The sequence below is a fragment of the Streptomyces venetus genome, assembly GCF_039540295.1.
Classification (GTDB): Bacteria; Actinomycetota; Actinomycetes; order Streptomycetales; family Streptomycetaceae; genus Streptomyces; species Streptomyces venetus.
This window is the reverse complement of sequence record NZ_BAABET010000009.1, coordinates 199,150-216,740: the sequence shown is the minus strand read 5'-3', so window position 1 is coordinate 216,740 and position 17,591 is coordinate 199,150. Positions and strand designations below refer to the sequence as shown.

Here is a 17,591-nt window from a genome sequence, read left to right as displayed (position 1 = left end):
ACCTCTGCCGGATCCCGCGCCCAGGTCCCTGTCCGTGGCCGCCCCGGCCGGCGCTCACACGGGGCGGCCACGGCGCCTGTCACCTCACTTGTTGAGGGTGCAGGCAGCCAGGGAGTCCAGGCCGGCAGGCTTCTCGGCGGTGCGGCCGATGGCCGTGGCGATGCGGTTGACGGTGGAGATCCGCTTGTCCTCCAGGGGGCCGAGGATGGCGTTCTGGACGAAGTTGGGGCCGCCCTGGCCGACGGTGTCGACGAGCCGCTTGTTGGCCTCCGCGATCTGCGTGTCCAGCAGCGCCAGGTTGCGGTCGACCTCGGCCTGGGCGGAGGCCGGGACGGCGGGCAGCTGGGAGGCGACGTCCGGGCAGGTGATCGTGCCGGCCGCGGCGTTCCCCGCCTCACCCGCACCGGCACCGGCACCCGCGTCCTCGCCGGCGCCCGCCCCGGCTTCCTCGCCCGCTCCGGCTTCGGCTCCGGCACCTGCTTCGGCGCCCGCTCCGGCCTCGGCGCCCGCTCCGGCTCCGGCCTCCGCGCCGGCGCCCGCCTCGCCACCCGCGGCGTCGCCCGCTCCGGCTCCGCCGTCGGCGTTGAGCTGGCAGGCGGCGAAGGCCTCGAGGCCCTCCGGCTTCTCGGCCGCCCGCCCGATGGCGGTCTCGATGCGGTTCAGGGCCGCGACACGCTTGTCCTCCAGGGGGCCGAGGATGGCGTTCTGGACGAAGTTGGGGCCGCCCTGGCCGACGGTGTCGACGAGGCGCTTGTTGGCCTCCTGGATCTGGGTGTTCAGATCGGCGAGGTTCCGGTCGACCTCCGCCTTCGCCGAGGCGGGGACCTCCGGCAGCTGGCCGGTGACGTCCGGGCACGAGATGGTGCCGGGACCGGCCAGGGTCCGGGCGTTCGTCCCACCGCTCTCGGGCGTCTCCCCGGCGAGGGCGAAGCCGGCGATGACCGTGCCGGACAGCGCCACCGCGGCGGCGCCGCCGATGAACGTGACGCGACGCTTGTTGTACTTCGGAAGAGCCCTGGACATGGGGGTGCCTCACTAGGGGTCGGTGGGTCGTGGGTGTTCGACGCGGCGCCTGCGTTCGGCGAGAGGTACGGGTAAGCGGTTTCCCGCGTTCAAGGGATCTTCAAATTCTTCTCGGCGTGGCCGGAATCAGGCTCTCGAAACCGAGACTGATTGACGAATCATGCGGACCTCTGCATAATCATGCATGTCAGTGATCGCAGTATGAGGAGAAGAACCCGTGACCGAGCGCGTCGTACTCGCCTACTCAGGCGGTCTTGACACCTCCGTCGCCATCGGCTGGATCGCCGAGGAGACGGGCGCCGAGGTCATCGCGGTAGCGGTGGACGTCGGCCAGGGCGGCGAGGATCTGGACGTCATCCGCAAGCGCGCCCTCGCGTGCGGCGCGGTGGAGGCCGAGGTGGCCGACGCCAGGGACGAGTTCGCCGAGGAGTACTGCCTCCCGGCGATCAAGGCCAACGCCCTCTACATGGACCGCTACCCGCTCGTCTCCGCCCTCTCCCGGCCGACGATCGTCAAGCACCTGGTCGCCGCGGCCCGGAAGCACGGCGCCGGCACGGTCGCCCACGGCTGCACCGGCAAGGGCAACGACCAGGTCCGCTTCGAGGCCGGCATCGTGGCCCTCGCTCCCGACCTGAAGTGCATCGCCCCGGTCCGCGACTACGCCATGACGCGCGACAAGGCCATCGCCTTCTGCGAGGAGAAGGGCCTGCCGATCGCGACCACCAAGAAGTCGCCGTACTCCATCGACCAGAACGTCTTCGGCCGGGCCGTCGAGACCGGCTTCCTGGAGGACATCTGGAACGCGCCGGTCGAGGACCTCTACGAGTACACCGAGAACCCGGCCCTCGCGCGTGAGGCCGACGAGGTGGTCATCACCTTCGAGCAGGGCGTCCCGGTCGCCCTCGACGGCAGGCCCGTCACCGTCCTCCAGGCCATCCAGGAGCTCAACGAGCGCGCCGGTGCCCAGGGCGTCGGCCGGATCGACATGGTCGAGGACCGGCTCGTCGGCATCAAGTCGCGCGAGGTGTACGAGGCTCCGGGCGCGATCGCCCTGATCACCGCCCACCAGGAGCTGGAGAGCGTCACCGTCGAGCGGGAACTCGCCCGCTACAAGCGCCAGGTCGAGCAGCGCTGGGGCGAGCTCGTCTACGACGGCCAGTGGTTCTCCCCGCTCAAGCGTGCCCTGGACGTCTTCGTCGACGAGGCCAGCCGGCACGTCACCGGGGACATCCGGATGACGCTGCACGGCGGCCGCGCCGTGGTCACCGGACGCCGCTCGGCGCAGTCGCTGTACGACTTCGATCTCGCGACCTACGACACCGGCGACACCTTCGACCAGTCCGCGGCCAAGGGCTTCATCGACATCTACAGCCTGGCGTCGAAGATCGCGGCCCGGCGCGACCTCTCTTAAGCAGTAGCGTGAGAGCCGCCTCTCCCGTTCACGGGCGGGGAGGCGGCGGCACATCCGTATCTCTCTAGGAGCAACGCAAGTGAGCAGCAACAGCGGTGACGTCCGGCTCTGGGGCGGCCGTTTCGCCGACGGTCCCGCCGAGGCCCTGGCCAAGCTGTCCGCGTCCGTCCACTTCGACTGGCGGCTGGCGCCGTACGACATCGCCGGTTCGCGTGCGCACGCGCGCGTGCTGCACAAGGCGGGCCTGCTCACCGAGGACGAGCTGACCCGGATGATCGCCGGGCTCGACCGGCTGGAGGAGGACGTCGCCGACGGCTCCTTCGTGGGCACCATCGCCGACGAGGACGTGCACACCGCCCTGGAGCGGGGCCTGCTGGAGCGGCTCGGCCCCGACCTCGGCGGCAAGCTGCGCGCCGGCCGCTCCCGCAACGACCAGGTCGCGACCCTCTTCCGCATGTACCTGCGCGACCACGCCCGGATCGTCGGGGGCCTGCTCGCCGAGCTCCAGGACGCGCTGATCGGCCTCGCCGAGGCCCACCCGGACGTGGCGATGCCCGGCCGTACGCACCTCCAGCACGCGCAGCCGGTGCTCTTCGCCCATCACGTCCTAGCCCACGTCCAGGCCCTCTCGCGGGACGCGGAGCGGCTGCGTCAGTGGGACGCCCGCACGGCCGTGTCGCCGTACGGCTCGGGAGCCCTGGCCGGTTCCTCCCTCGGCCTGGACCCGGAGGCGGTGGCGAAGGACCTCGGGTTCGAGCACGGCTCGGCCGGCAACTCCATCGACGGCACGGCCTCGCGCGACTTCGTCGCCGAGTTCGCGTTCATCACCGCGATGATCGGCGTCAACCTCTCCCGGATCGCCGAGGAGGTCATCATCTGGAACACGAAGGAGTTCTCCTTCGTGACCCTGCACGACGCGTTCTCCACGGGCTCGTCGATCATGCCGCAGAAGAAGAACCCGGACATCGCGGAGCTGGCCCGCGGCAAGTCCGGCCGCCTGATCGGCAACCTGACCGGCCTGCTCGCCACCCTGAAGGCGCTGCCCCTCGCCTACAACCGCGACCTCCAGGAGGACAAGGAGCCGGTCTTCGACTCCATCGACCAGCTGGAGATCCTGCTGCCGGCCTTCACCGGCATGATGGCCACCCTCACCGTCCACCGCGACCGCATGGAGGAACTGGCCCCGGCCGGCTTCTCCCTCGCCACGGACATCGCCGAGTGGCTGGTCAAGCAGGGCGTCCCCTTCCGCATCGCCCACGAGGTCGCCGGCGAGTGCGTGAAGGTCGCCGAGTCCGAGGGCAAGGAACTCGACGAGCTGACGGACGAGCAGTTCGCGAAGATCTCCAGCCACCTCACCCCCGAGGTGCGGACGGTGCTGAACGTCCCCGGCGCCCTGGCCTCCCGCAACGGCAGGGGCGGCACGGCCCCGAGCGCGGTCGCCGTCCAGCTGGGAGAGGTGAAGGCGGACGTGTCGGCCCAGCACGAGTGGGCGACAGCAGGACAGCGGGCCTCTTAGGGGCGCGGGGCCGTATCGATGTGCGGCTCCGCCGCGCGGGCGCGACAAGCCCCCACAACCCGCACGCGCAAAACACCGCAAGTCCCGAGCTCTGAGGCGAAGGTCATCGCGGGTTACGTTGGGTCGAAGCCGAACCGGAGCCGACCGAACGGAGCCCCCGATGCCCTTCGCCCGCCTGGCCACAGCAACAACCCCCACCTGCCACATCGGCCTCGGCCTCGCCGCAGTCGGACGCCCGGGCTACATCAACCTCGGCCGAGACGAAGACCTCGGAGAAGACCGCAGCGTCGAGACGCTCCGCGACCGCACCCACGAACTCCTCGACGCCGCCTACGCCCAAGGCGTCCGCTACTTCGACGCCGCCCGCTCCTACGGCCGCTCGGAGGAGTTCCTCGCCGACTGGCTGGCCGGCAGGCCGGGCCTCGACGACATCGTCGTCGGCAGCAAGTGGGGCTACACCTATACCGCCGACTGGTCCACCGACGCCGAGACGCACGAGGTCAAGGACCACACCCTCCCCACCTACGAACGGCAGCGCGCCGAGAGCGACGCCCTGCTCGGCGACCGGCTCGACCTCTACCAGATCCACTCCGTGACCCCGGACAGCCCGGCCCTCACCGACAAGGAACTGCACGCGAAGCTCGCGGAAGCCGCCGCCCAGGGCCTCACCGTCGGCTTCTCCACCAGCGGCCCCGCCCAGGCGGACGCGATCCGCGCCGCCCTGGCCGTGACGGTCGACGGCGAACCCCTCTTCCGTACGGTGCAGTCCACGTACAACGTCCTGGAGACCTCCGCCGCGCCCGCCCTCGCCGAGGCCCACGCCGCCGGCCTCACCGTGATCGTCAAGGAGGGCATGGCCAACGGCCGACTGGCCGGGCCGCACGCTCCGAACGTCGTCAAGGAGGTCGCCGAGCAGGCCGGACTGGGCTGTGACGCCGTCGCCCTGGCCGCGATCCTGCGCCGGCCCTGGGCCGGCGTCGTCCTCTCCGGCGCCGCCACGACCAACCAGCTCGCCTCGAACCTGCACGCCGCGGCCGTCGACCTGGACGACGACCAGCTGGCCCGCCTCGCCACGCTGGCCGAGGAACCGCACGCGTACTGGGAGCGGCGCGGTCAGCTGCCCTGGCACTGACCACTCACCTTCCGAACTCTCACCTTTGAGTGCTCACCTTCTCTCCGTGAGCCGACAGCCATGAGTCACGCATGCCCAGGATGAGACACTGATGTCTCATACGGGTTATGCTCGTCTCATGGCTGTCGACCCTGACCACGTGCTGCGCTCCGCCGCCGCCCTGCTGACCCGCAAATCCACCGCGACCATGGACGAGGTCGCCAAGGCCGCCGGGATCAGCCGCGCCACGTTGCACCGCCACTTCGCGGGACGTGACGCCCTGGTCCGCGCCCTGGAGTCGCTGGGCATCGAGGAGTGCCGGGCGGCGCTGGACGCGGCCCGGCTCGACGAGGGCGCCGCGAGCGAGGCCGTCCGCCGGCTGGTGGGCGCCATGGAGCCCGCCGCCGGACTGCTGGCCTTCCTCTACACCGAGAACCAGCTGTTCGAAGGGGAGGAGCAGAACGCGGGCTGGTCCCTCATCGACGACCGGATCTCCACCCTGTTCCGGCGCGGCCAGCTCGCCGGCGAGTTCCGCATCGACCTCACACCCGCCTGGCTCACCGAGGCGCTGTACGGCCTGATGGCCTCCGGCGCCTGGATGGTGCACAGCGGCAAGGGCGCGCCCAAGGACTTCCAGCACATGATCGTCGAGCTGCTGCTCGGCGGCGCACTACGGAGAGAGGAATCATGACCAGCACCCTGCAGGCGGCGAGGACCGACGAGGCGGTGAAGCGCCCGGGCCGCTGGCTCGCGCTCGGCGTTCTCGTGCTCGCCGTGCTGCTGGTGGCCGTCGACGCGACCGTCCTCGGTCTCGCGACCCCCTACATCAGTGAGGACCTGAAGCCCTCGGGCACGCAGCTGCTGTGGATCGGCGACGTCTACTCGTTCGTCATCGCCGGTCTGCTCGTCTCCATGGGCAGCCTCGGCGACCGCATCGGCCGCAAGCGGATCCTGCTCGTCGGCGCGACGGCGTTCGGCGCGATATCCGTGCTCAACGCCTACGCCACGACCCCGGAGATGATGATCGTCGCGAGGGCGCTGCTCGGTGTCGCCGGCGCGACCCTGATGCCCGCCACACTCGCGCTGATCCGCAACCTCTTCCACGACCCGCGCGAACGCAGTCTCGCCGTCGGCATCTGGGGCGCCACCGCCTCCGCGGGCACGGCGGTCGGCCCGATCGTCGGCGGGTTCCTGCTGGAGCACTTCTGGTGGGGCTCGGTGTTCCTGATCAACCTGCCCGTGATGATCGTGCTGGTCCTCGTCGGAATGAAGCTGCTGCCCGAGTCGCGCACCGCGAACCCCGGCCCCTGGGACATGAGCAGTGTCGTGCTGTCGCTCGTCGGCATGGTCGGCATCGTGTACGCGGTCAAGGAGATCGCGGCGCACGGCTTCGCCTGGACCCCGGCAGCCGCCGGCCTGCTGGGCGCCGCCGCCCTGTACGGGTTCGTCCGCCGTCAGCTCCGGCTCCCGGCTCCGCTGCTGGACATGAGGCTGTTCCGCAACCGCGGCTTCAGCGGGGCGGTCCTGGCCGACCTGCTGACCATCCTGGGCCTGTCCGGGCTGGTGTTCTTCCTCTCGCAGTACCTGCAACTCGTCCAGGGCAGGCGTCCGTTCGAGGCGGGTCTGGCCGAACTGCCCGCCGCGATCGGTGCGGTGGCGGCCGGTCTGGTCGCGGGGCGTGCGGCCCGCCGTTTCTCGGTGCGGTCCGTGGTCTCCTGCGGTCTGGCGGCGATCGGCCTGGGTCTGGCCGCGCTCACGGTGGTCGGTCAGTCCACCGGCTATCCGCTGCTCGGGACCGCGCTGCTGGTGGTCGGTGTCGGTGCCGGTTTCTCGTTCACCGTGACCGCCGACGTGATCCTTTCCAGCGTGCCCAAGGAGCAGGCGGGCTCCGCCTCCGCCGTCTCCGAGACGGCGTACGAACTCGGCGCCGCCCTCGGTATCGCCGTGCTCGGCTCGATCGTCACCGGCGTCTACCGGGACTTCACCGGTCCGGCGGGCACACCGGACGCGGCCCACGAGTCGCTGGGTGGCGCCGTCGAGGCGGCGGCGGGCATGCCCGCGCACAACGCCGCCGTGATGCTGGACGCGGCCCGCACGTCGTTCGTCGACGGACTGGCACTCGCGGCCGGCGTCGGAGCGGCGGTCCTGCTGGCCGCGGCGGTGGTGGCGTGGTTCCTGCTGCGGGGGCAGCGGCTGGAGGGCGGGGCGGAACACCCGTAGCCGGGCGGCGCCGAGGGGCCCGGCCCCTCGGCGCACCGCTGCCTAGGCCGCTTCCTTGGCCTTGCTGGCGTACATGTCGACGTACTCCTGCCCGGACAGCCGCATGACCTCGGCCATCACCGAATCGGTGACGGCCCGCAGCACATAGCGGTCCCGGTCCATCCCCTCGTACCGGGAGAACTCCATCGCCTCACCGAACCGCACGGTGACCTTGCCCGGCCGGGGCAGACCCGCCCCGCCCGGCTGGATCCGGTCCGTGCCGATCATCGCGAACGGCACCACCGGAGCCCCGGTCATCAGCGTGAGCCGGGCGATGCCGGTACGCCCCCGGTACAGACGGCCGTCGGGCGACCGTGTGCCCTCCGGGTAGATGCCGAAGACCCGGCCCTCGTCCAGCACCCGTCGCCCGGTCATCAGGGCCGCCACCCCGCCCCGGCCGCCGTCGCGGTCCACGGGGATCATGCCGACGCCGGTGAAGAACCAGGCCATCAGCCGGCCCTTGAGGCCCTTCCCGGTCACGTACTCGTCCTTGCCGATGAAGAAGACCTGCCGGTCGCAGACCAGCGGCAGGATCATCGAGTCGATGAACGTCAGGTGGTTGCCGGCCAGGATGACCGGACCGTCGCCGGGAATGTGCTCCGCACCTTCCACCTGCGGGCGGAACATCAGGCGCATGATCGGGCCGAGCACTGCCTTGATGAGCGCGAAGCGGGACAACGGACCCTCCGGTGTCAGGGATGCTTTATGTGTCTGTGCAGGTGAGGACGATACTCGCGGCCCCCGGGATCGCGCACATCGGGCACGGCGACTTAACCGAGGCCTTACACACTGTTGACGCGTGTTTACCTGCGGTGACACCCCGTCGACGATGCGTGACCCGGCCGTCGCGATGTGACGGACATCGCTCCGGGCGGACCGGTATCGGCCTCGCACGCGTTCCCAGAACCCGCCGTGCCGAACCGGCCGGGACGTCATGAACTCGACGAACCGTCAGTCCGCCGCCCCGCCCGCCACGGTGACATCGCGTGTCACCCGCGTGTTCCGCGCGGCGTCTCCCGCTGGTCATGTACGCGCCCGTACGATCGGCCCGCACTGACGAGCCGACGGCAGGAGGGCGCTCATGGGAACGCAGAAGTCGAACGAGGGAGCGAGCGGAACCGGACGGCGGGCCCTGCTCGGCGCGGCGGTGCTCGGCGCCGGCGGAGCGGTGCTCGGCGTGACCGGCACGGCGAGAGCCGACAGCGCCCGGTACGGCAGCGGCGGACTGAAGAGCCTCCCCAAGCCGACGATCGTCGGCCACCGCGGAGCCAGCGGCTACCGCCCGGAGCACACCCTCGGCTCCTACCAGCTCGCTCTCGACATGGGCGCCGACATCGTCGAGGCCGGCGACCTGGTGCCGACGAAGGACGGGCACCTCGTCTGCCGTCACGAGCCCGAGATCGGCGGCACCACGGACGTCGCCGACCACCCCGAGTTCGCCGACCGCAAGAAGACCAAGCAGCTCGACGGCGTCTCCACCACCGGCTGGTTCACCGAGGACTTCACACTCGCCGAGCTGAAGACCCTGCGGGCGATCGAGCGCATCCCCGCCAACCGCCCGCACAACACCCTCTACAACGGGCGCTGGGAGATCCCCACCTTCGAGGAGGTCCTGACCTGGCAGGACCAGCAGACCCGCGCGCGCGGCAAGCAGGTCTGGATCTACCCGGAGATGAAGCACCCCACCTACTTCCGCAAGCAGGGGCTGCCGCTGGAGGAGCGGGTCGCCAAGGCGCTGCGCAAGCACCGCAAGGACGGGCGGACCTCCCCGGTCATCATCCAGTCCTTCGAGCCGACCAGCATCGAACGCCTCAACAAGCTCGTGGACAACCCGCTGGTCGTCCTGCTCTCCGGCGCGGACACCCGCCCCTGGGACTTCGTCGAGACGGGCGACCCACGCACGGTCGCCGACCTGGTCAAGCCGGCCGGCCTGCGGGAGATCGCCTCCTACGCGCAGGGCATCGGACCGACCCTGGACCTGGTCATCCCGCGCGACGCCGGGGGCAAGCTCACCGAGCCGACGACGCTCGTCTCCGACGCGCACAAGGTGGGCCTGATCCTGCACCCGTGGACCATGCGCAACGAGAACCCCTTCCTCCCGGCGGACTTCCGCAAGGGCACCGAGGCCGACGCCTACGGGGACGTCTTCGGTGCCTACAAGGCCTACTTCGCCACCGGTATCGACGGTGTCTTCACCGACCAGCCGGACACGGGCGTGCTGGCCCGCGAGGCCTTCGTCAACGGCTGAGCGCGTCAACAGCTGCGCTCACACCCCCCGGTCGAGTGAGCTTCGGCCGCCCGGGCAACCCACCGCCCGGGCGGCCGCGTCGCTCCGCATATGACGCACCACCTGGTCACCTCCCTGCGCCCGCTGCTCACCGCCGAGGCCTCCGCCGAGGCATATGCCGCCGGAGTAGAGCCCGGCGACCTGGAACAGGCGGTCTGGCTCCGTCTGCTGGAGCGCCTGGACGCCGAGGACCCGCCCCGCGACCCGCAGGGATGGATCCGCCGGGCCGTCCGTTCGGAGGCCCGGCGTACCCGCCGGACGAGCCGCCTCGAACGGCCGTACGGAGTCGAACCGGTCGCCGACGGTGGCCGCGACCCCGAACAGCTCGCCCTCGACGCGGCCCGCGGCCGGGCCGTGCGCGCGGCCGTGCGCCGTCTCCCGGGCCGCTGCCCGCGCCTCATGGAGGCCCTGCTCTCTCCTGAGGACCTGACATACCGGGAAATCGCAGGGGAGTTGGGTATCTCACAGGGCAGTCTCGGCCCGGAACGTTCCAGATGCCTGGGATGTCTGCGCAGATTGCTGGCACCGGAGGTTGCGGCCCGCTGAGGACGGGGATAGGAGTGGGGGACGACCGGTGATCAGATGAGCGGGAGGCGTGCGCACATGGGCATGAGCGTGACCATCTCTGCGGCGACCGAGCAGGACGCGGAGCAGATTTTCAGACTGCAGTACCTGTGCTTCCAGACAGAGGCCGCCCTGTACGGGAACTACCGCATCGACCCGCTCGTCCAAACCCTCGACTCGGTCCGCGAGGAAGTCGGCCGCGACTGCGTCTTCGTGGCCCGGCTCGGCGACGAGGTCGTGGGCTCGGTCCGCGGCTCGGTCACCGACGGCGGCGCCGCCGCGATCGGCAAGCTCTGCGTCCACCCGCGCCTCCAGGGCCACGGCATCGGCGCCCGCCTCCTCCGCGCGGCCGAATCCGCCCTCGCCGACCAGCACGGGGCCACCCGCTTCCGCCTCCACACCGGCCACCGCAGCGAGGGCAACCTCCGCCTCTACCGCAGGGTCGGCTACGAAACGGTGGGCACGTCCCAGGGCGCCGACGGCGTCCCGATGATCGTCCTGGAGAAGCCGGCCGGTACCTACGCGGCGACGGCTTGATCTTCGCCTTTCAGGGGCGCGGGACTGTATCGAAGTGCGGCTCCGCCGCGCGGGCGCGATCAACCACGTGTGACCCGCGGCCGCCTGATCACGTCAGGCGGCATCCCCGTCTCGCGTACGCGACTTCCGCAGCCAGTAAATGGCCGACACCGGCAGCAGAACCGGGATGAACACATACCCCATCCCGAAGTCCGACCACACGGTCGCGTCCGGGAAGGCGGACGGCTCGATCAACGTCCAGGTCCCCACCGTCAGGACCCCCACCAACTCGGCAACACAGCAGGCCAGCGCAGCCTTCCGCGCCGTCTCCCCACCGCGCACCAGCGAGTACGTGATGAACCCGTACACGACACCGGCAACGGCCGACAGTGAGTACGCCAGCGGCGCCCGGTCGAACTCCGTCGCGATCTGGTACGCCGACCGCGACACCGCCCCGACGACCATCACTCCGTACAGCCACACCAGCAGCGTGCCCGGCCCGCTGATCAGCCGCTGCCGGCCCACCTCAGCCTCCCCAGATGTCATAGAGCCGCACCTCCAGCACCGCCAGCACCACGCCGCCCGCGGCGACCGTCACCGACCCCCACCGTGAGCGCTCGGCCAGCGACATGAACCCCGCCGCCGGGATGCACGCGAACGCGCCCAGCAGATACGCCACGAAGATCGTCGTGCCCTGCTCCGGCTTCTCGCCCCGTGCCAGCGCCACGATCCCCACCACCAGCTGGATCAGCGACAGCAGGGTGACGACGGCCATGGCGATGAAATGCCAGTCCTTCGTCGGCTGGTCACGGTAGGCCGCCCAGCCGCACCAGGCGGCCAGCAGCAGCGCGGCGACCCCGGTCACCAGCGTCAGGACATCAAGCATGCTGCGACCTTATTACGGCCGAAAAGGCCCGATGCTCCCGGCCCTGGCCTGCCCCGTAGGGTCAGGGGCATGAAGATCGACGCGCACGCCCTGCTGTTCGACAACGACGGAACCCTCGTCTCCTCCCTCGCCTCCGTGGACCGCTGCTGGGCACGGTGGGCCGCCGAGTACGGGATCACGGCCGAGGACTTCGCGCGGGTCGAGCTGCACGGGCGGCCGGCCGCCGAGATAGCCGCCGACCTGCTGCCCGCCGACATCGTGGCGGAGGCCGTCGCGCGGATCGAGGACCTGGAAGTGGAGGACGTGCCCAACGGTGGCGTGCACCTGCTGCCCGGCACCCGCGCGTTCCTCGACGCCCTGCCCGCCGAGCGCTGGGCCGTCGTCACCTCCGCCACCCGGCGGCTGGCCGAGGCCCGACTGGACGCCGTCGGCATCCTGCCCAAGACGCTCGTGGCCGCCGACGACATCACCCGCGGCAAGCCCGACCCCGAGCCCTACCTGCTCGCCGCCCGCACCCTCGGTGTCGACCCCGCCCACTGCGTCGTCTTCGAGGACGCCCCGGCGGGCCTCGCGGCCGGGCGCGCCGCCGGTATGACCACCGTGGCGTTGACCACAACCCACCCGGCGCACGAACTGCGGGCCGACCTCGTCGTCGAGGACCTGTCGGTCCTGTCGGCACTGGTCACCCAGCAAGGGGTGGAGATCTCCCTCCGCGGCTGACGCGCCCCGGCCCCTGTCCACCACTGTCCACCATCCGGACAGCGGCGGGCTGTCAGGACCGTACGCATGTTTTACTGACCGCATGACCACGACGAGCGACCGCATCCCCGCGACCGAGGCGACCGTGCCGCCCGGTGCTCGTTGTACGTGTCGAATGTGCGCCTTCTAGAGGGCCCCCGCACCACCCCCTGAGCTCGCGCCCCGAAGCGAGACCGCGGCATGTCCGCACGCCCTGAGCGATGCGTGACACCCTGCCGCCCGCGCGCATGTTCTCTCCGGTTCCACGCTCCTGCGAGAACCGTGTCGCGTCCCTGAACGAATGCAGCTGTGCCCGGGCACACCCACGCCCGCGCACCTGACAGTGACGGAAACCCACGTGATCACCACAACGGACCTGACCAAGGTCTACCGTTCACGCGGCCGCGAGGTCACCGCCCTGGACGGCGTCGACCTGCACGTCCGCGAAGGCGAGGTGTACGGCGTCATCGGCCAGTCCGGCGCCGGCAAGTCCTCCCTCATCCGCTGCGTCAACCTGCTGGAACGCCCCACCTCCGGCACCGTGACGGTGGCCGGGGAGGACCTCACCGCCCTGGCCGGCCGCGGCCCGCGCGCCGGAAAGGAACTGCGGCAGGCGCGCAGCCGGATCGGCATGGTCTTCCAGCACTTCAACCTGCTGTCCTCGCGCACCGTCCAGGACAACGTCGAACTGCCGCTGGAGATCCTCGGCAAGTCCGGGAAGGAACGCTCCCGCAAGGCACTGGAGCTGCTCGACCTGGTCGGCCTCGCCGACAAGGCGGGCGCCTACCCCGCCCAGCTCTCCGGCGGCCAGAAGCAGCGTGTCGGCATCGCCCGCGCGCTCGCCGGCGACCCGAAGGTGCTGCTGTCCGACGAGGCCACCAGCGCCCTCGACCCGGAGACCACCCGGTCGATCCTCGCGCTGCTGCGCGACCTGAACCGGCAACTCGGCCTCACCGTCCTGCTCATCACCCACGAGATGGACGTCGTGAAGTCGGTCTGCGACTCGGCCGCGCTCATGGACAACGGCCGCATCGTCGAGTCGGGCACGGTCAGCGAGCTGCTGGCGACCCCGGGCTCCGAGCTGGCCGCCGCCCTGTTCCCGCTCGGCGGCGAGGCCTCCGGCGAGGACCGCACCGTCGTCGACGTGACCTTCCAGGGCGAGAGCGCGACCCAGCCCGTCATCTCGCAGCTCGCCCGCACCTACAACATCGACATATCGATCCTCGGCGCCGCCATCGACACCGTCGGCGGCCTCCAAGTCGGCCGTATGCGCATCGAACTGCCCGGCCGCTACGAGGACAACGTCGTGCCGATCGGCTTCCTGCGCGAACACGGCCTGCAGATCGACGTGGTGGGCGCGGCGGAGAACCCGGCCGCGCTGGTGAAGGAGAGTGCCGAATGACCTGGTCCGAGATGCAGCCCCTGCTGGAACAGGCGTGTTGGGACACGCTCTACATGGTCGGCTGGTCCACGCTGATCGCCGTCGTCGGCGGCCTGCCGCTCGGCATCCTGCTGGTCCTGACCGACCGCGGCGGCCTGCTCCAGAACCTCGCCGCCAACAAGGTCATCGGGCAGGTCGTGAACATCGCCCGCTCCCTGCCGTTCATCATCCTGATGGTCGCGCTGATGGGCTTCACCCGCTCGATCACCGGGACGACCATCGGCCGTGAGGCCGCCATCGTGCCGCTCGCCATCGGCGCCATCCCGTTCTTCGCGCGCCTGGTCGAGACGGCCGTCCGCGAAGTCGACCACGGGCTCGTCGAGGCCGTGCAGTCCATGGGCGGCAACACCTGGACCATCGTCCGCAAGGTGCTCGTACCGGAGTCCCTGCCGTCGCTGATCTCCAGCACCACCACCACGATCGTGGCCCTGATCGGCTACTCGGCGATGGCGGGCACGGTCGGCGCCGGCGGCCTGGGAGACATCGCCATCCGCTACGGCTACCAGCGCTTCGAGACGCAGCTGATGTGGATCACCGTCGCGATCCTCGCCGTCGTCATCTCGGTCATCCAGTTCGCCGGCGACTACGCGGCCCGCTCCCTGCACCGCCGCGGCGCCCACTCGGGCCCCGCCCCCAAGCTGCGGCTGCTCAAAGCCGCCTCCTGAACCCCCCCGTTCACCCACGACGGGGCCGCACCACCCCAAGGCCACAAGGAAAGGCACTTTTCGTGCGTAACACCGCCAAGATCACCACCGCCGTACTCGCCGCCGGAGCCCTCACCCTCGGGCTCAGCGCCTGCGGCGCGGGCAGCTCGGACACCGACGGTCCCCTGATCGTCGCCGCCAGCCCCACCCCGCACGCCGAGATCCTGACCTACGTCAAGGACAACCTCGCCAAGAAGGAAGGCCTCGACCTCCAGGTCAAGGAGTTCACCGACTACGTCACGCCGAACACGGCGACGCAGGACGGCTCCGTCGGCGCCAACTACTTCCAGAACAAGCCGTACCTCGACGACTTCAACAAGAAGAACGGCACCGACATCGTGCCCGTCGTCACGGTCCACCTGGAACCGCTCGGTCTCTACTCCCACAAGGTCAAGAAGGCCGACGACCTGAAGAGCGGTGCGACCGTCGCGATACCCAACGACACCGTCAACGAGGCCCGCGCCCTCAAGCTCCTCGCCGCCAACGGGCTCATCACCCTCAAGGACGGCGTCGGCAACGAGGCGACCCCCTCCGACATCACCAAGAACCCGAAGAAGCTCAAGTTCAAGGAGCTGGAGGCGGCCCAGACCCCGCGCTCCCTCGACGACGTGGACGCCGCCGTCGTCAACGGCAACTACGCCCTCGAGTCCGACCTGAAGCCGGCGAAGGACTCCCTCGTCCTGGAGTCCCCGAAGAACAACCCCTACGGCAACTTCCTCGCCGTGAAGAAGGGCCAGGAGGACGACCCGCGCGTGAAGAAGCTCGCCAAGCTCCTCACCTCGCCCGAGGTGAAGAAGTTCATCCAGGACAAGTACGACGGCGCCGTGCTCGCCTCCTTCTGAGCCCGCGCCCGGCACGCGCCACACACGGCGTCCTCCCTCACCGGGTGGGGGAGGGCCCCGTGGTGCGGATCAGTGCTTGCATGCTGCATGCTGGGCAGTTGAGCAGGCCCTGAAGGTTTACCGAAGGTTACGGAGCGGCGCATGACGAGCACCTTTCCCAACGTCTCCATCAGTACGGAGCGGTTGGTACTGCGCCCCTTCGAGGAGCCGGACATCCAGTCGTTCGCCGACATGATGAACGACGAGCTCGTCACCACGTGGACCACCGTCCCGCGCCCCTACACCGAGGCTCACGCCCGCTCCTGGATCACCGAACGGGCCCCCGCCGAACGCGCCGAGGGCCGTGGCATCGTCTTCGCCGTCACGGAGTTCCTCACCCAGCGGCTCGTCGGCGTCGTCCACCTCAAGAACACCGACTGGCGGGTCCGCTCCAGCGAGATCTCCTACGTCACGGCCCCCTGGGCCCGCGGCGAGGGCTACGCCTCCGAGGCGGTGCTCGTCACCGCGCGGTGGCTCTTCGACGACCAGAAGTTCGAGCGCCTCGAACTGCGCACCGCGGCCGACAACACCGCCTCCCAGCAGGTGGCCCAGAAGATCGGCTGTATCAGCGAGGGAGTGCTGCGCGGCGCCTGGATAGCCCGGACCCGCACGGACGACGACGAGTGGACCGAGGTACGCACCGACCTCATCGTCTGGAGCCTGCTCCCCGAGGACCTCGACGGCGTGGGCGAGCAGCCCACCGGCGCCTTCACCTCCTTCGGCGACTGGAACTGACCCGCGACCCCGTGCGCGACGGCACCGCCGCCCCCTCCGCCGGGTTCAGCGGGTACTCTCACGGAGCCCGCCTGCGGGCCGCCCACCCGACGACACGCAGACGAACTGCGAGAACCCCTGGAGACTGACGACGATGGCCGACCGGGTCACGGTGATCGGCTGGGACGGTTCGCCGCTGACCGCCGCGGCGCGCGCCGCCCTGGGTGCCGCCACGCTCGTGGCAGGTGCCGCCCACCACCTGGCGCTCCCGGAGGTCCCCGCCGGCGCCGAGCGCATCCGCCTCGGCAGCGTCGCCCTCGCCGCCCGCCGCATCGCCGCCCACCGCGGCACGGCCGTCGTGCTCGCCGACGGCGACCCCGGCTTCTTCGGCGTCGTACGCACCCTGCGCGCCCCCGAGTTCGGCCTCGAGGTCGAGGTCGTCCCCGCCGTCTCCTCGGTCGCCGCCGCCTTCGCCCGTGCCGGGATGCCCTGGGACGACGCGCAGGTGGTCGTCGCACACCCCCGCACGCTGCGCCGCGCGGTCAACGTATGCCGAGCCCACACCAAGGTGGCTGTCCTCACCTCGCCCGGCGCCGGACCGGCCGAACTCGGCCTGCTCCTCGAAGGAGTCCACCGCTCCTTCGTCATCTGCGAGGAACTCGGCACCGATCGCGAACGCGTCACCGTCGTCACCTCCGACAAGGCGGCCGACCACACCTGGCGCGACCCCAACGTCGTCATCGTCCTCGGCGGCCCGGCCCGCCCCGGCACCGCCGGAGAGGCCGGCGGCTGGATCGCGGGTCGCGACCCGTCCGCCGGACCCCGTGACTGGTCCCTGCCCGCCGAGGCCTACGGTGGCGAGTTCGGCGAGGGCGAGACCCAGCTGCTGCGCGCCTCCCAACTCGCCCGCCTCGGACCGCGCATCGGCGACCTCGTGTGGGACATCGGCTGCGGCAGCGGGGCCTTCGCCATCGAGGCCGCGCGGGCCGGCGCCGCCGTCATCGCCGTCGACAGCGACCGGGCGGCGTGCGCGCGCACCGACGCCACCGCCCGCCGCTTCGGCGCCCAGCTCCAGATCGTGCACGGCAGCGCCCCGCACATCCTGGAGAACCTCCCCGAGCCCGACGTCGTCCGCGTCGGTGGCGGGGGAGCGGCCGTGGTCTCCGCCGTCGCCGACCGCCGACCGCAGCGCATCGTCACCCACGCCGCCACCCGTGACGCCGCCGAACTCATCGGCCGGGACCTGACGGAGCACGGCTACGGCGTCGAGTGCGCCCTGCTCCAGTCCGTCGAACTCGACACCCGGGCCTGGACGGAGAAGAAACGGAGCGTCGCGTTCCTGCTCAGCGGCGTCCTGCCCCGGCGCAGCGCCTGAGCCTGCGGACGTCCCCGTGATCGGGTTGTCGTACTGCGCGCGGTAGGCTGGCCGATCGCTGCACCGCACCAGGACGCCCGGCGGTTCGTCGGTCAATGTCCGGAAAACCCACCCGTTTTGGGGTGGGTGTGGTACGGCAGAACCGGAGGACGCGCAACGTGGCGC

The 17,591-nt window shown here is 70.8% G+C and carries 18 protein-coding genes; 14 read left to right on the top strand and 4 right to left on the bottom strand.

What is annotated here, in order from left to right; genetic code table 11:
* Window positions 1-84 precede the first annotated feature (84 nt).
* Entirely contained in the window at window positions 85-1,023 is a 939-nt protein-coding gene (locus ABEA82_RS28375; protein WP_345664524.1) for a hypothetical protein, read from the bottom strand.
* 217 nt (window positions 1,024-1,240) lie between these two features.
* On the opposite strand from ABEA82_RS28375, the gene ABEA82_RS28370 reads away from it, so the two are divergent.
* The 5 genes from ABEA82_RS28370 to ABEA82_RS28350 all read left to right on the top strand — a co-directional run bounded on the left by ABEA82_RS28370 (window position 1,241) and on the right by ABEA82_RS28350 (window position 7,281).
* On the top strand, window positions 1,241-2,434 hold the full coding sequence (locus ABEA82_RS28370) for an argininosuccinate synthase (protein ID WP_345664523.1): 1,194 nt from the start codon (window positions 1,241-1,243) through the stop codon (window positions 2,432-2,434).
* 79 nt (window positions 2,435-2,513) lie between these two features.
* Entirely contained in the window at window positions 2,514-3,950 is a 1,437-nt protein-coding gene (gene argH, locus ABEA82_RS28365; RefSeq protein ID WP_345664522.1) for an argininosuccinate lyase, read from the top strand.
* 160 nt (window positions 3,951-4,110) lie between these two features.
* Complete coding sequence (locus tag ABEA82_RS28360) at window positions 4,111-5,082, top strand: aldo/keto reductase (protein ID WP_345664521.1); 972 nt, start codon at window positions 4,111-4,113, stop codon at window positions 5,080-5,082.
* Between the two features lie 118 nt (window positions 5,083-5,200).
* Window positions 5,201-5,752, top strand: a complete 552-nt coding sequence (locus ABEA82_RS28355) for a TetR/AcrR family transcriptional regulator (protein WP_345664519.1) — start codon at window positions 5,201-5,203, stop codon at window positions 5,750-5,752.
* Window positions 5,749-7,281, top strand: a complete 1,533-nt coding sequence (locus tag ABEA82_RS28350) for an MFS transporter (protein ID WP_345664518.1) — start codon at window positions 5,749-5,751, stop codon at window positions 7,279-7,281. The genes ABEA82_RS28355 and ABEA82_RS28350 overlap by 4 nt, the downstream gene beginning before the upstream one ends.
* Window positions 7,282-7,323: 42 nt before the next feature.
* Here the strand turns inward: ABEA82_RS28350 and ABEA82_RS28345 are convergent, their stop codons facing one another.
* Entirely contained in the window at window positions 7,324-7,998 is a 675-nt protein-coding gene (locus ABEA82_RS28345) for a lysophospholipid acyltransferase family protein (RefSeq protein ID WP_345664517.1), read from the bottom strand.
* Between the two features lie 403 nt (window positions 7,999-8,401).
* Between ABEA82_RS28345 and ABEA82_RS28340 the strand changes: the two genes are divergently transcribed.
* The 3 genes from ABEA82_RS28340 (at window position 8,402) to ABEA82_RS28330 (ending at window position 10,708) form a co-directional block, all read left to right on the top strand.
* On the top strand, window positions 8,402-9,568 hold the full coding sequence (locus ABEA82_RS28340) for a glycerophosphodiester phosphodiesterase (protein ID WP_345664516.1): 1,167 nt from the start codon (window positions 8,402-8,404) through the stop codon (window positions 9,566-9,568).
* A 90-nt stretch (window positions 9,569-9,658) separates the two neighbouring features.
* Complete coding sequence (locus tag ABEA82_RS28335; RefSeq protein ID WP_345664515.1) at window positions 9,659-10,153, top strand: RNA polymerase sigma factor; 495 nt, start codon at window positions 9,659-9,661, stop codon at window positions 10,151-10,153.
* A gap of 57 nt (window positions 10,154-10,210) precedes the next feature.
* Window positions 10,211-10,708 carry a GNAT family N-acetyltransferase gene (locus ABEA82_RS28330; protein ID WP_003989036.1) on the top strand — a complete coding sequence of 166 codons (498 nt, stop codon included), beginning with the start codon at window positions 10,211-10,213 and terminating at the stop codon, window positions 10,706-10,708.
* 93 nt (window positions 10,709-10,801) lie between these two features.
* Here the strand turns inward: ABEA82_RS28330 and ABEA82_RS28325 are convergent, their stop codons facing one another.
* A complete protein-coding gene (locus ABEA82_RS28325; protein WP_345664514.1) occupies window positions 10,802-11,233 on the bottom strand; it encodes a hypothetical protein in 432 nt (143 codons plus the stop codon).
* Window positions 11,214-11,573 (bottom strand): hypothetical protein, encoded by a 360-nt coding sequence (locus tag ABEA82_RS28320; RefSeq protein WP_345664513.1) that lies wholly within the window; start codon window positions 11,571-11,573, stop codon window positions 11,214-11,216. Before ABEA82_RS28320 ends, ABEA82_RS28325 begins: the two co-directional genes overlap by 20 nt.
* 69 nt (window positions 11,574-11,642) lie before the next feature.
* Between ABEA82_RS28320 and ABEA82_RS28315 the strand changes: the two genes are divergently transcribed.
* From ABEA82_RS28315 to cbiE, 6 genes are all read left to right on the top strand, one after another.
* Entirely contained in the window at window positions 11,643-12,293 is a 651-nt protein-coding gene (locus ABEA82_RS28315) for an HAD-IA family hydrolase (RefSeq protein ID WP_345664512.1), read from the top strand.
* A gap of 376 nt (window positions 12,294-12,669) precedes the next feature.
* Entirely contained in the window at window positions 12,670-13,713 is a 1,044-nt protein-coding gene (locus tag ABEA82_RS28310; protein WP_345664511.1) for a methionine ABC transporter ATP-binding protein, read from the top strand.
* The gene (locus tag ABEA82_RS28305) at window positions 13,710-14,417 is read left to right on the top strand and encodes a methionine ABC transporter permease (RefSeq protein ID WP_003989031.1); all 708 of its coding nucleotides are present in this window, start codon (window positions 13,710-13,712) and stop codon (window positions 14,415-14,417) included. The genes ABEA82_RS28310 and ABEA82_RS28305 overlap by 4 nt, the downstream gene beginning before the upstream one ends.
* 62 nt (window positions 14,418-14,479) lie before the next feature.
* Window positions 14,480-15,298, top strand: a complete 819-nt coding sequence (locus ABEA82_RS28300) for a MetQ/NlpA family ABC transporter substrate-binding protein (RefSeq protein WP_345664510.1) — start codon at window positions 14,480-14,482, stop codon at window positions 15,296-15,298.
* Between the two features lie 141 nt (window positions 15,299-15,439).
* Window positions 15,440-16,072, top strand: a complete 633-nt coding sequence (locus tag ABEA82_RS28295) for a GNAT family N-acetyltransferase (protein WP_345664509.1) — start codon at window positions 15,440-15,442, stop codon at window positions 16,070-16,072.
* 133 nt (window positions 16,073-16,205) lie between these two features.
* Window positions 16,206-17,426 carry a precorrin-6y C5,15-methyltransferase (decarboxylating) subunit CbiE gene (gene cbiE / locus ABEA82_RS28290; protein ID WP_345664508.1) on the top strand — a complete coding sequence of 407 codons (1,221 nt, stop codon included), beginning with the start codon at window positions 16,206-16,208 and terminating at the stop codon, window positions 17,424-17,426.
* Window positions 17,427-17,591: the final 165 nt, after the last annotated feature.

What these genes read in the sequence shown, in the direction of transcription:
- ABEA82_RS28360 (WP_345664521.1), top strand. Translation starts at nt 4,111, where the DNA reads ATGCCCTTCGCCCGCCTGGCCACAGCAACAACCCCCACCTGCCACATC.
- ABEA82_RS28305 (WP_003989031.1), top strand. Translation starts at nt 13,710, where the DNA reads ATGACCTGGTCCGAGATGCAGCCCCTGCTGGAACAGGCGTGTTGGGAC.
- ABEA82_RS28375 (WP_345664524.1), bottom strand. Translation starts at nt 1,023, where the DNA reads ATGTCCAGGGCTCTTCCGAAGTACAACAAGCGTCGCGTCACGTTCATC.
- ABEA82_RS28320 (WP_345664513.1), bottom strand. Translation starts at nt 11,573, where the DNA reads ATGCTTGATGTCCTGACGCTGGTGACCGGGGTCGCCGCGCTGCTGCTG.
- cbiE (WP_345664508.1), top strand. Translation starts at nt 16,206, where the DNA reads ATGGCCGACCGGGTCACGGTGATCGGCTGGGACGGTTCGCCGCTGACC.
- ABEA82_RS28335 (WP_345664515.1), top strand. Translation starts at nt 9,659, where the DNA reads ATGACGCACCACCTGGTCACCTCCCTGCGCCCGCTGCTCACCGCCGAG.
- ABEA82_RS28295 (WP_345664509.1), top strand. Translation starts at nt 15,440, where the DNA reads ATGACGAGCACCTTTCCCAACGTCTCCATCAGTACGGAGCGGTTGGTA.
- ABEA82_RS28315 (WP_345664512.1), top strand. Translation starts at nt 11,643, where the DNA reads ATGAAGATCGACGCGCACGCCCTGCTGTTCGACAACGACGGAACCCTC.
- ABEA82_RS28325 (WP_345664514.1), bottom strand. Translation starts at nt 11,233, where the DNA reads ATGACATCTGGGGAGGCTGAGGTGGGCCGGCAGCGGCTGATCAGCGGG.
- ABEA82_RS28350 (WP_345664518.1), top strand. Translation starts at nt 5,749, where the DNA reads ATGACCAGCACCCTGCAGGCGGCGAGGACCGACGAGGCGGTGAAGCGC.
- ABEA82_RS28355 (WP_345664519.1), top strand. Translation starts at nt 5,201, where the DNA reads ATGGCTGTCGACCCTGACCACGTGCTGCGCTCCGCCGCCGCCCTGCTG.
- ABEA82_RS28330 (WP_003989036.1), top strand. Translation starts at nt 10,211, where the DNA reads ATGGGCATGAGCGTGACCATCTCTGCGGCGACCGAGCAGGACGCGGAG.
- ABEA82_RS28340 (WP_345664516.1), top strand. Translation starts at nt 8,402, where the DNA reads ATGGGAACGCAGAAGTCGAACGAGGGAGCGAGCGGAACCGGACGGCGG.